The sequence below is a fragment of the Cystobacter fuscus genome (assembly GCF_002305875.1).
GTDB lineage: Bacteria > Myxococcota > Myxococcia > Myxococcales > Myxococcaceae > Cystobacter > Cystobacter fuscus_A.
This window is the reverse complement of the sequence record NZ_CP022098.1, coordinates 5,857,758-5,870,036: the sequence shown is the minus strand read 5'-3', so window position 1 is coordinate 5,870,036 and position 12,279 is coordinate 5,857,758. Positions and strand designations below refer to the sequence as shown.

Genomic DNA, 12,279 nt, shown 5'->3' with positions numbered 1-12,279 from the left:
TCCGTTCCAAAATCATGTATCCAACGACCATGGCCAGACCCAAGGCGTTCGACACGGAGGAGGCGCTGGACGCCGCGATCGGCGTGTTCCGCGAGCATGGCTTCGAGGGGACCTCGGCCGACATGCTGGTCAAGGCCATGGGGATCGGCCGACAGAGCCTCTACGACACCTTCGGCGACAAATGGGGCATCTATTGCGCCGCCGTACGGCGCTATTCAGCCCTGGAAGGCGAAGCCCATACCGCGGCCCTGCGCAGTCGGCCGCGGGCCATCGAAGGCCTTCGGGCCATGGTGGAGCGCCTGGTCGAGGACGCCGGGCAGGCCTGCCTCGGGGTCGGGTCCATCTGTGAGTTCGGCCGCGCGCGGGCCGATCTGGCGAAGATCCACGACGCCGCCCAGCGGGCGCTGCACGGCGCGATCCTCGAACGCGTGCGCGCGGCCCAGGCCGATGGCGACGTCGGCGTCGAGCTGAAGCCCGAAGAGGCGGCGGGTTTCCTCATCTCGAGCTTCGCCGCCATCCGCATCGCCGCCCGGGGCGGCGCCAACGCCGCCCATCTGCGCGGCCTGGGCCGGCTCGCGCTGCGCGCCCTGCGGTGAGCTTTTCTTTTTTTTGCGCAGTTCTGGAATGAACGTTCAAACAAAGGAGAGAACAATGAAAGCTGTCGTGATGACCCGCCAGGGCGGGCCCGAGGTCATGGCGTTCGTGGAGCGTCCCGAGCCGGTCGCGGGGCCGGGCGAGGCGCTGGTGGAGATCGCCGCGGCGGGAGTGAACTTCATGGACACGGGCGTGCGGCGGGGGCTCGCCTGGAGCGGCATGCCGGACCCGAAGGTCCTGGGCGTCGAGGGTGCCGGGCGGGTCCTGTCGGTCGGCGCAGGCGTCGATCCCACGTGGGTGGGACGCCGGGTCGCCTGGGTCTACGCGCCCGGCAGCTACGCCGAACGGGTCGCCATCCCGGTCGACGCGCTCGTACCGCTGCCCGACGCCATCGATGATCGCACGGCGGCGGCGGTGATGATGCAGGGTCTGACCGCGAGCCACTTCGCCACCGACTTCTACCCGGTGCAGCCCGGCGAGGTCGCACTCGTCCACGCCGCCGCCGGCGGCCTTGGCCTGCTCCTCACCCAGATCATCAAGCTGAGGGGTGGCCGTGTCATCGGCCGCGTGTCGCACGAGGACAAGGTCGCCGCCGCACGCGAGGCGGGCGCCGATCACGTGATCGTCGACGCCGAGGGCCAGTTCGCCGACGAGGCGGTGCGTCTCTCCGGAGGCGACGGTGTGCACGTGGTCTACGACGGCTCGGGTCCGAAGACCTTCCAGGCCTCCCTGGCCTCCTTGCGCCGCAGCGGGACCTTCTGCTGGTACGGGCCGGTGCTCGGCGGGCCCGGTCCCATCGACTTGATGAGCCTGCCCAAGAGCATCAAGCTCGGCTACGCGGTCTTCTCCGACCATGTCGCGACCCGCGAGCTGCTGCGCAGCCACACCGCGCGCCTGTTCGACTGGATCGCCACTGGCTCGCTGAAGGTCAGGATCGGGGGCGTCTATCCGCTGGCCGAAGCCGCGCGGGCCCATGTGGACATGGAAAGCCGCCGCACGACCGGCAAGCTCCTGCTCATCCCGTGAAGCGCCCCGTGGATGCCGGTGCCACCGGCAGCAGCAGCGTCGCGCGCAGGCCACCGCCGCTACGGTTGGCGAGCACGAGCTCGCCGTCCAGCGTGGCCGCCAGTTGCTGAGCGATGGCCAGCCCCAGTCCGGTGCCGCCGGTATCGCGGTTGCGCGAGCTTTCCAGCCGGTAGAACGGTTGCAGCACCGCCTGCATCTCCTGTTCGGGAATGCCCGGGCCGCGGTCGCACACGTCCACGGCCACGCGCCCGTCGTCGAGCCGGCGCATGCCGACCTCGGCGCCGCCGCCGTACTTCACCGCGTTGTCGATCAGGTTCTCGACGACGCGCCGCAATGTCGGCGGCCGCGTGCTCAACGAAACGCGCGCGCATTCGCCCAGCGTGACCGGCTTGCCCGTGTCCTGGTAGTCGCACACCACGCTGTCGAGCAATGCGTGCAGGTCCAGCCGCACCTCCGGGCCGGTGGCTCCATGGGTGCTGCGCGCGTAGGCGATGCCCTCGCGCACCAACTGCTGCAACTGCTCCAGGTCGCCAATCAGGCGATCGCGCTCGGCGCCCTCCTCCATCGCTTCCAGGCGCAGCTTCATGCGCGTGATCGGAGTCTGCAGATCGTGCGAGATCGCGGCCAGGATCTGCAACCGCTCCGCGAGATAGTGGCCGATGCGCGCCTGCATCGCATTGAACGCGGTAGCGGCCTTGACCACTTCCACCGGCCCTTCCTGCGGCAGCGGCGGATGCGCGCGGGCCGGGTCCAGCCGCTCGACCGCGTCGGCCAGTTGCACCAGCGGCCGCGTCGCCAGGCGCACCGCCAACCACGCGCACAACAGCAGCAGCGCCAGCTGCGCCGCCAGCACCACCGGCAACCAGCGCGCGATCGGCATCACCGAGGGTGTGACCTCGATGGTCAACGGCTGGCCATCGGCCAGGGTGAGTTCCACCTCGAAGCGCTCCGGCGAGGTGGACACCGTGCGCGCCCGCAGGGCGTAGCGATGGTTCAGGCTGCGGTCGATCAGGGCGGTGACCTCGCGCGCGCGGTCACTGGTCAGCGGCACACCGGGCCGCGCGGGGCCGAGCAGGTAGCGGTAGGTGCGCCGCTCCAGGCGCGGCGCCCATCGCGCGCGCTCGGCCGGGCTCAGGCGTTCGAGCAGGGCCACGCTGACGGCCACGTCCTGATCCAGGTTGGTGAGCATCATCGAACGCGCGGCCACGTAGCGCTCGGAGAACAGCAGCGCGAAGGACAGCGCGTGCGCGAGCAGCAAGCCGGTGAACAGGATCAGGGTCAGGCGCGCGCCGAGAGTGCGTGGCAGCAGGCGTCGCCAGCCGGTGCTCGGGGTGGCGTTCATGTGTTCTCGCCGAGCAGGACCACGGGCTGGCAGAACACGTAGCCCTCGCTGCGCACGGTCTTGATGTAGGCCTGCTCGCGCGCGTCGTCGCGCAGGCGCTGGCGCAGGCGGCTGACGAGCAGGTCGATGGAGCGGTCGAACAGCTCGGCGTCGCGGCCCCGGGTGAGGTTGAGCAGTTGGTCGCGGCTGAGCACGCGCTGCGGGTGGTCGAGGAACACGCGCAGCAGACGGAACTCCGCGCCGCTGAGCGGATAGGCGGTGCCGTCCTCGTCGAGCAGGTGGCGCGCGGTGGTGTCCAGCCGCCACTGGCCGAAGCCGATCAGCCGGCCGGCCTCGGTGACCTGCAGGTTGGGCGGCATCATGCGCGAGCGCCGGATCACCGCGTTGATGCGCGCCAGCAGCTCGCGCGCGGAGAACGGCTTGACCACGTAGTCGTCCGCACCCATCTCCAGGCCGACGATGCGATCGGTCTCCTCGTCGCGCGCGGTGAGCATCACCACCGGCACGTTGCGGTGCTTGCCGGCGCGCAGGTTGCGGCACAGGGACAGACCGTCCTCGCCCGGCATCATCACGTCGAGCACGATCAGGTCGACGTCGCTGGTGTCCAACGCCGCGCGCATCTCGCGGCCATCGGCGGCGAGCGTGGTGCGCAAGCCGTTGCGCTGCAGGTACTCGCCGACCATGCGACGGATCTCGCGGTCGTCGTCGACGATGAGGATGTGGTCTGTATGGGCCATGGTGTCGTCCGTGGGAAGGATGGCGACGGCCGCCGCCACGGACGCCGCCATGTTAACCCGCCAGTGTCAGCGCGCGGCCAGCAGGGCCTGTATCTGCGCCTCGGTGCGGTCGTAGGCGCCCTCGCCGAAATGGCGGTACACTACCCTGCCCTCTCTGTCGATCAGGTAGAGCGCGGGCCAGTACTGGTTGCCGTAGGCGTTCCAGATCCGGTAGCCGTTGTCCTGCACCACCGGATAGTGGATGCCCAGGCGCTGCACCGCCTCGTGCACGTTGGCGTTCACGCGCTCGTAGCCGTATTCGGGCGTGTGCACACCGACCACGACCAGGCCCTGGTCGGCGTAGCGCGCGTGCCATTGCGAGACGTGAGGCGCCACGCGCAGGCAGTTGATGCACGAGTAGGTCCAGAACTCGACCAGCACGACCTTGCCGCGCAGTCGCGACATGCTCAGCGGCGGGCTGTTGATCCACTCGCCGCCGCCACTGAAGTCCGGCGCGGTGGTGAGCGTGGCCGGCCGCGCCTCGTCCGCGCGGGAGGAGGACCAGGCCAGCACGGTGAACACGGTGACGATGGCGACGATGAGAAAAGCACGGAGGTAGGTAGGCATGTTCACAGTCCGGTGGAGATGGAGGGCAGCCATGGCAGCAGTCGCGCGGTGAGCGCGGCATCGAGCTGCCACAACTGGAGCAGGGCCATGGCCACGGCGCAGACGCCGAAGCCGCGCCGCACCCAGGCGGTGTGGCGTTGCAGCGGGCGCAGCCGGGCACTGGCCCAGCGACCGCCGTAGATCAGGGCCAGCAGCGGAGTGACCGCGCCGAGCGCGTACACGCCGAGCAGGGCGCTGGCGCGCGCGGTGGCCTGGGCGCTGGCGGCCAGCGCCAGCACCGAGGCCAGCACCGGCCCGGCGCATGGCGTCCAGGCGATGCCGAGCGAGACTCCGACCAGCAGCGCGCCGCCCGCGCCGGCCGCCCGCGGTTGCCAGGCGAACAGGCGCGAGCCGGCCAGCCAGCGCTGCTGCAACCGTTCGAACGGCGTTGGCCACACACAGGCCAGCCCGGCCAGCAGCAGCACCACGAGCGCGGCCACGCGCACGCCTGCCTCGAACTGGCCGGAGGACGCCGCCAGCGCGCCGATGGCGATGCCGCCGGCAGCGAAGGAGGCGACGAAGCCGACGACGATCAGCAGCGGTTCGCGGCGGTCGCCGCCGGCCCCGCGCGCCAGCACGATGGGCAGCATCGGCAGCACGCACGGCGAGAGGATGGTGGCCACGCCAGCCAGCGCGGCCAGGACGAAAGCCCACATGTCAGCCACCCACCTTGGCCGGCGACGGATCGGCCGGCTTCACCCCAGCGGCCTCGAGGATGACGTCGGCGACCTCGCCCGGATGGGACAGCATCGAGACATGGCTGGCCTGGATCGAATGCAGTCGCGCGCCGATGCGCTGCGCGGTGGCGGACTGCAACTGCGGGGCGAGCATGCGATCCTCGCGGCTGAGCACGTACCAGTTGGGCTTGTGCTTCCACGCCGCCCGCGCGACCGGCTCGGACAGCGCGCTGGCCTTCAGCGGGCCCTGGGTGCTGTAGATCAGGCGCGCGGTGGCTGGATCGAGGTCCTGCGCGAAATCCTCGGCCACCGCCTCGGCCGGCAGCCACAGAAAGCCGTCGCGATCCTGCAGTCGCGTCAGCCCCGGCGCGGTCGGGAAAGGCTCGCCCTGCTGGGCCGAGTTCTCGCCAGCATCGGGCGCGAACGCGGACACGTACACCAGCGCGACCACCTTGTCGTCGTCGCCGGCCTCGGTGATGACCGTGCCGCCCCAGGAATGGCCGACCAACACCACCTTGCCCGGCGCGGCGGCGATGGCGCGACGCGTGGCGGCCACGTCGTCCTGCAGCGAGGTCAGCGGGTTCTGCACCGCCAAGGCGGGCACCCCCCTGGCCTCCAGGCGTGGGATGATCTTGTTCCAGCTCGAACCGTCGGCGAAGGCACCATGAACCAGGATCACCGTGGGCGCGGCCGGATCAGTAGGCACCGGACCCGAGCACGCGGCGACCGGAATCAGGGCGGTGGCCACCAGCGCGGCCAGCATCGTCTTGCGAATCATTGAGAGCACTCCTGTGGAAGGAGCGCTCATTGCAAGCCACGACTGTATCGCCGCTGTTTCCGCGCGGACGGCTTCTTGTCACACAAGGTGTCGGCGTGGCGCGGCGCTACGTTTCGACACACAACGCCCGCGCCAGCCACGCCGGTGCGCGGTCGCGTGACCTCGCCCCGTGCCTGTCGCCCACCGCCGGGCATTTCGTATCGAAATGTATCGACCGCCGTCCGCGACACAAGCGCTGACAAAACTCCGGCCTACCCGACACGGTGCGGATACCTCGCGCCCTTTCAATAGCCACCATCCCATTCAACGCCGCCATGGCGAGGAGCCGTCCATGTCAACGCAACGTCCCGCAGGAAAACCTACCATGTCCCATTCCGAATCCCGCAATCGCAAACCCCTCGTCGGCGCGATCGGCGTCGCCCTCGCCGGCGGCGTGCTGCTCAGCACGCAGGCGCTGGCGATGCAACCACTGACCCTCGGCGCGATGGCCGTGGCCAGCGCTGGCGAAGGCGGGTGTGGCGAAGCCGGATGCGGCGCCAGCCACACCACCGCCAAGACGGGCACTACCGCCAAGACGGGCACCACCGCAGCGCCGGCCGCCGAGGGCAAGTGTGGCGAAGGCAAGTGCGGCGAAGGCAAGTGCGGCGATGCCTCCTTCGCCCGCACCGACAGCAACCACGACGGCAAGGTCTCGCGCGCGGAGTTCCTCGCCGTGGCCGCCAAGCGCGCGGCCGACTTCGACCGCATCGACAGTGACCACGACGGCTACATCAGCGAGCAGGAGGCGCACGACTTCCTGCGCGCGGCCTACGAGGCGAACGGCAAGACCCTGCCGAAGGGCCGCTTCGCCAACATCGTCGACTGAACAAACACCCCGCGCCGCCGCCTCCGCGCGGCGGCGCCCCGGCGGAGCAACGAGATGAATCCCACCCTGCACACCGCCTCGGCCGGGCTCGGCCTGCGCCGCGGCATGCTCACCGATCTGCTCGCCCTGACGCCAGATGCGGTCGATTTCCTGGAATGCGCGCCGGACAACTGGATCGGCGTGGGCGGTTCCTTCGGAAAGGTGCTGGACGAACTGTCCACGCGCTTTCCGATCACCTGCCATGGCCTGTCGCTGTCGCTGGGCGGCACCGACCCGCTGGACCGCCGGCTGCTGGTGCGCACGCGCGAATTCATCGACCGCCACGCGGTCACGCTCTACAGCGAGCACCTGAGCTATTGCGCGGCCGACGGCCAGCTCTACGACCTGCTGCCGCTGCCGTTCACCGAGGAAGCCGTGCGCCATGTCGCCGCGCGCATCTCGCAGGTGCAGGACATGCTGGGCCGGCGCATCGCGGTGGAGAACATCTCCTACTACGCGGTGCCCACGCCGGCGATGAGCGAGAGCGAATTCATCAACGCGGTGCTGGCCGAGGCCGACTGCGACCTGCTGCTGGACGTGAACAACGTCTTCGTCAACGCCTGCAACCACGGCTACGACGCCTTCGGATTCCTCGACCAGCTGCCGCCCGATCGCGTGGCCTCGTACCACGTCGCCGGCCACATCGACCGGGCCGACGGCCTCAAGATCGATACCCACGGCGCCGCGGTGAGGGGCCTGGTGTGGACCCTGCTCGACCATGCCTACGCACGCTTCGGTGTGCGCCCGACCCTGCTCGAACGCGACTTCAATTTCCCGCCGATCGCCGAGCTGCTGGCCGAGGTGGCACGCATCCGCGACACACAGGCCACGCACCTGCCACGGCCGGAGCTCGTGCCATGACCGCCACGCTGCGCGCGCTGCAACTGGCCTGGGCGGCGCATGTGCGCGATCCCTCGCGACCGCCGCCACCGGGCGTGGCCCCGGAACGGCTGGCGCTATACCGCGCCCTGTGCGTGAACGGCGTCGAGTCGCTGCTCACCGGCAGCTTCCCGCGCCTGTACATGCTGTTGGGCGAGGCCGGGTGGCGTCGCGCCATCGAGGACTTCTACCGCCGGCATCGCTGCGATACGCCGCTGTTCCCGCAGGTCGCCGGCGAGTTCGCCGCGTGGCTGGCCGAGCCCGACACGGCGCTACCGCCGTGGGCAGCGGAACTGGCCGACTACGAATGGAGCCGGCATGCGCTGCTGTTCGCCGAGGCCACCGCCGCACCCGTCCCCGTGGCCGGGCTGGCTCTGGACGTGCCGCTGGCGCTGTCGCCACTGGCCCACGTGCGCGGCTATCACTGGCCGGTGCATATGGAGTCGGCACTGCCTCCCGACACCGACGCACCGCCGGCCGCGCCCACCCTGCTGTTGCTGCGGCGCGACGCGGACCATGTGCTGCGCACCGACCTCCTCTCGCCGTTCGCCTATCGCCTGTTGCAGGCCATCGCCACCGGAGCCGACAGCGCGCGGGCACATCTCTCCGCGCTGGCACACGAGAGCGGCACGGCGGCGGCCGACATGCTGGCACACGGGCAGGTGCTGCTCGCCGAGCTGTGGTCCGCGCGCATCGTCGTGACGGCCAGTGCTCCCGCCGACGCCGACCCCTTCCACCCCGAATGAATGGAGTCCTCGCCATGAACCCGATCCCCCTGCCCCACCGCTTCGGCGGCTGGAAATTGTTCCTGATGCTGGCCGCGCTGCTGATGGGTGCCGCGGGCGCCGCCTACCTGATCGGCCCCGACGCAGTGGAAGGCAGCCGCCGCGTGATCCGCGTCACCGCCCGTACCTCCTTCGTTCTGTTCCTGGCCGCGTTCACCGCGTCCTCGTTCGCCTCGCTGCTGCCCGGCCCGTTCACCCAGGCGTTGCTGCGCGAGCGTCGAATCGTCGGCCTGTCGTTCGCGTTCTCGCACCTGCTGCACGCGATCGCGATCTACGCCTTCGGCCAGCTCAATCCCGAGTTCTGGCCCGGCCGCTCCACCTTGACCAACCTGCCCGGCACGATCGGCTACGTGGCCATCCTGCTGCTGGCGGTGACCTCGCATCGCGGCCTTGCCCGGCGCATGGGCTCGACCGCCTGGCGACGGCTGCACGTCACCGGCATGTGGGTGATCGCGGCGGTGTTCACCTATTCGTACTTCAAGCGCGTGCCGATGAACTACTGGTACGCCGTGCCTTCGGCGCTGCTGTTCACCGCGGTGGTGGTGCGGCTGATCGCCAGGCGTGCCCAGGCCCTCCGGCGCGGCACCCGGTCTCCCTTGGCTCCGACCGCCGCTTGACGTGCCGGAGGAATGCCCAGCGCCGCACCCGCCGCCGCGTCGAGTCCACAAAGACAGGAAAGGCTCCGCATGACCACGAGCTCCGCACCCGCGGCGGCGGCAACAACCATCTTCATCGCCGACGACGTGAATCACAATCGCCAGCAGTATGTTGGCAAGAAGATCGTGGCGCTCGGACCGCGCTGATCTTATTTAGGCTTCAGACGTGCGCCCCGTGGCGCGCGAAGTAGAACAGGACATCCTCATGCATCCTCCGCGTTCCCATCGAAGCATGTTCGCCATTTCTCAAAGTCTGTTAGCCATTTCGGCATTCTTCCTTCTCACGGGCGCCAAGGGCCAGGACCCGGGCGGCGCATCATCCCCCGTTGCCCCCTCGAACGGCGTCTATCGGGGAGCGACGCTGGCCGCGCCATCGTTTACGGGCTCGCCGGCGGCGGGCAGGATCAATGGTCTGCTCGATCCCGTCAGAGAGTTCACGCTCACTCTCACGGAAGGTACCAACATGGCGGCAGCGCCGTCTCCAGACGCGACGCGGATCGCGCTGGCGCTGCAGGGCGCGCTCTACGTGGTGCCGATCTCCGGAGGAGAGGCAAGGCGAATTTCCACCTGGAGCATGGAAGTCACGCACGCGGTATGGTCGCCTGACGGCTCGCGCATCGCGTTCCAGAACTACGACACCGAAGGCAATTATCACATCTGGACGATCGCTCCCGATGGCTCGAATGCCACTCGCGTCACGACTGGCCCGTTCGATGATCGCGAGCCGAGTTGGAGCGCCGACGGCTCGCGCCTCATCTTTTCTTCTGACCGCAGCGGCGACATGCAATACAAGATCTGGAGCATCGGCATTGCCGACGGTCAGTATCAGCAGCTGACCACGGGAGCGGGAGCCGAAAGCCATCCCGCGCTGAGCCCTGATGGCACGAAGCTGCTGCTCGTCGAGAATGGTGGCGTCGTCCTGGTGGACCTCGTCACGGGTGCACGCACCTCTCGCGGGGCTGGCAGCGCGCCCGCGTGGACACCCGATGGAAGCGGCGTGATCTCGCAGGGTGGCGGCTCTTGGAGCGTGAACGGAGTCCCCGTGAATGCCGCCAGCGAGGACCTGTTTCCGTTCCCGGCGCGCTTTCTGCCGGACGGCCGCTTCTTGTACACCGGCGACGGCAAGATCAGGCTCCGTACAACCACGGGTGAGAGTGTCAGCGATGTTCCCTTCAGCGCCCAGATCGCGCTGCGCCGGCCTGTTTTCACGCCGAAGGCGCAGCATCGCCTCGACGATCTTGACTGGCGTACCGTGAAGGGCATTTCAGCTCCGATCCTGTCTCCGAACGGGGAGAAGGTCGCCTTCGTCGCGCTCAACGACATCTGGGTGCTGAGCATCAACGGCGACGGCCAGCCGGTCCGGCTGACCGACACGAGGGACTACAAAGCCAGTCCTGGATGGTCGCCCGACGGCAGCTTCGTCTACTTCTCCACGGACAGGGATAGTGGCGGTGTTCTCGCCGTCGACAAGGTGGAGTTGTCCTCTCGCAAGCGCAGCCGGCTTGTCCTCCTCACCGGCATCTCGATGGCGTATCCCTCGCTTTCGCCCAGCGGCCGGCAGCTCGCCTATTGGACCGGGGGGGGCCGGGTGGAGGTCTATGATCTCGCGGCACGCACGAGCACCGTCATCGTGAATCCTTCGCTCGGAACGGGTGTCAGCCGCCCTTCGTGGTCATCCGATGAGCGGCTGCTCGCTGTCTGTGACGCCGAGCGGGTGAACAACCGGTTCAGGGAGGGATACAACAAGCTCAGGATCATCGACATCAACAACAAGACGGCGGTGTTTCACGCGGTCGGGCCAACGCCCGCGAGCATTTCCGAGCGGAATGAAGCAGGCCCCGTGTGGTCGCCCGATGGACGCAAGATGGCGTTCATCATGGATTCGTTGCTGTATGTCATGCCGGTCAATCTTGATGGCTCGCCGAGCGGTCCCGCCGCTCAGTTGACCACATACGCAGCGGACATGCCCTCGTGGGGACCGGATTCCAATACGCTCCTCTTCATGGCGAGCGGTCACCTGCGCACGCTCAACCTCTCGAGCAGGGCCACGCACGACATCGCTCTCGACATGCAGTACAAGCAGGCCACGCCCGCCGGCATCACCATCATCCACGCGGGCGGTCTCTGGGACGGCGTGACCGCGACCCTCCAGTACAACAAGGACATCATCATCGACAAGAATCGCATCATCGCGATCGAGCCGCACGGAACGAGATCCGCGGACACCGCGAACAAGTACATCGATGCGTCCGGTTTGACCGTCATGCCGGGGCTCTGGGATTCACATGTCCATCCTCTCGACGTCTTCAACAATCAGGCCTACGGACTCGCCTGGGCCGAGATGCTCGCCTGGGGGGTGACGTCGACGCTTTCCATGGGCGGAGATCTGTATCAGAGCGTCGAGGTCCGCGAGGCGCTGGATGCTGGAGTCCTGGTGGGCCCTCGGGCGTTCATCGCACCGCCGCTCTACGATGGCTCGCGAGTTTTCTACCCGTCCGCCAGAGCCGTGCGCAACGAGCAGGTCGCCGAGCTCGAGATGAGCAGGATGAAGCCCTTCGACGTCGATCTGCTCAAGGCCTACGTGCGGGCTCCCATTCCAGTGATGGAGATCGTCGCACGTACGGCCCACGAACTCGGTCTGCCGAGCTTTTCGCACTTCCTCTCTCCGGGAATCCAGACCGGCCTGCTGGGCACGTCGCACCTGTCCGCGACTGAGCGGCTGGGCTATTCGTGGTCGATATCCACTCGCTACCAGGACGTCCGCGAGCTTCGCACCCACGGACTGTTCAACATGGTTGCCACCACGGGCTCCTCGCAGAACGATCCGGTTGTCCGCGGCGGAGGTCTGGTCACGATGGGTACGGATTTCCCGTTGGCGCCCGCGGGCAGCGGACTGCACACCATCATGCGAGAGGAGGCCACGACACTGGGCGCTTTCGAGGTGCTGAAGACCGTGACCATCAACGGTGCGCTCAACGCGCGCGTCGGCAACGAGTTGGGAAGCATCGAGCCCGGCAAGCTCGCCGATCTGATCGCCATCCGCGGCAATCCTCTCGAGAACGTAGCGAATGTTGGGAACATCGTGTACGTGGTCAAGAACGGTCTGGCGACCACGCCAGAGGAGATCAGGGCGCGATTCACCACGACCAGGGCATTGACGCAGCGAGCGAAGGCGCTCGATGCGTTCGCCAAGGCCTGCAGGAAGGAGCCGGAGTGGTGCCATCCGCCAGCCATGGCTGGCCATTGAGCGTCCGGC

General features: G+C 68.5%; 12 protein-coding genes. 7 read left to right on the top strand and 5 right to left on the bottom strand.

The genetic code is table 11. The features are described from left to right. The first annotated feature begins 29 nt into the window (after window positions 1–29). Complete coding sequence (locus tag CYFUS_RS23890; RefSeq protein WP_095992191.1) at window positions 30–596, top strand: TetR/AcrR family transcriptional regulator; 567 nt, start codon at window positions 30–32, stop codon at window positions 594–596. 55 nt (window positions 597–651) lie between these two features. Continuing rightward, on the top strand, window positions 652–1,620 hold the full coding sequence (locus CYFUS_RS23885; protein WP_095987324.1) for a quinone oxidoreductase family protein: 969 nt from the start codon (window positions 652–654) through the stop codon (window positions 1,618–1,620). Here CYFUS_RS23885 and CYFUS_RS23880 read toward each other — a convergent pair. The 5 genes from CYFUS_RS23880 to CYFUS_RS23860 form a co-directional block, all read right to left on the bottom strand. Then, window positions 1,610–2,962, bottom strand: coding sequence for a sensor histidine kinase (locus CYFUS_RS23880; protein ID WP_095987323.1), 1,353 nt, complete (start codon window positions 2,960–2,962; stop codon window positions 1,610–1,612). The genes CYFUS_RS23885 and CYFUS_RS23880 overlap by 11 nt on opposite strands. Continuing rightward, window positions 2,959–3,699 carry a response regulator gene (locus CYFUS_RS23875; RefSeq protein ID WP_095992190.1) on the bottom strand — a complete coding sequence of 247 codons (741 nt, stop codon included), beginning with the start codon at window positions 3,697–3,699 and terminating at the stop codon, window positions 2,959–2,961. The genes CYFUS_RS23880 and CYFUS_RS23875 overlap by 4 nt, the downstream gene beginning before the upstream one ends. 66 nt (window positions 3,700–3,765) lie before the next feature. After that, window positions 3,766–4,305, bottom strand: coding sequence for a thioredoxin family protein (locus CYFUS_RS23870; protein ID WP_095987322.1), 540 nt, complete (start codon window positions 4,303–4,305; stop codon window positions 3,766–3,768). Between the two features lie 2 nt (window positions 4,306–4,307). Then, complete coding sequence (locus CYFUS_RS23865; protein ID WP_095987321.1) at window positions 4,308–5,000, bottom strand: cytochrome c biogenesis CcdA family protein; 693 nt, start codon at window positions 4,998–5,000, stop codon at window positions 4,308–4,310. Window position 5,001: 1 nt separating this feature from the next. Continuing rightward, complete coding sequence (locus CYFUS_RS23860) at window positions 5,002–5,799, bottom strand: alpha/beta fold hydrolase (RefSeq protein ID WP_095987320.1); 798 nt, start codon at window positions 5,797–5,799, stop codon at window positions 5,002–5,004. 364 nt (window positions 5,800–6,163) lie between these two features. On the opposite strand from CYFUS_RS23860, the gene CYFUS_RS23855 reads away from it, so the two are divergent. The 5 genes from CYFUS_RS23855 (at window position 6,164) to CYFUS_RS23835 (ending at window position 12,270) form a co-directional block, all read left to right on the top strand. Then, window positions 6,164–6,664 (top strand): EF-hand domain-containing protein, encoded by a 501-nt coding sequence (locus CYFUS_RS23855; RefSeq protein WP_095987319.1) that lies wholly within the window; start codon window positions 6,164–6,166, stop codon window positions 6,662–6,664. Between the two features lie 54 nt (window positions 6,665–6,718). Next, window positions 6,719–7,564 carry a DUF692 domain-containing protein gene (locus CYFUS_RS23850; RefSeq protein WP_095987318.1) on the top strand — a complete coding sequence of 282 codons (846 nt, stop codon included), beginning with the start codon at window positions 6,719–6,721 and terminating at the stop codon, window positions 7,562–7,564. Then, window positions 7,561–8,328 carry a DNA-binding domain-containing protein gene (locus tag CYFUS_RS23845; protein WP_095987317.1) on the top strand — a complete coding sequence of 256 codons (768 nt, stop codon included), beginning with the start codon at window positions 7,561–7,563 and terminating at the stop codon, window positions 8,326–8,328. The genes CYFUS_RS23850 and CYFUS_RS23845 overlap by 4 nt, the downstream gene beginning before the upstream one ends. A gap of 14 nt (window positions 8,329–8,342) precedes the next feature. After that, window positions 8,343–8,984, top strand: coding sequence for a ferric reductase-like transmembrane domain-containing protein (locus tag CYFUS_RS23840; RefSeq protein WP_095987316.1), 642 nt, complete (start codon window positions 8,343–8,345; stop codon window positions 8,982–8,984). A 214-nt stretch (window positions 8,985–9,198) separates the two neighbouring features. Beyond that, window positions 9,199–12,270 (top strand): amidohydrolase family protein, encoded by a 3,072-nt coding sequence (locus CYFUS_RS23835; protein ID WP_157758613.1) that lies wholly within the window; start codon window positions 9,199–9,201, stop codon window positions 12,268–12,270. Window positions 12,271–12,279 lie beyond the last annotated feature (9 nt).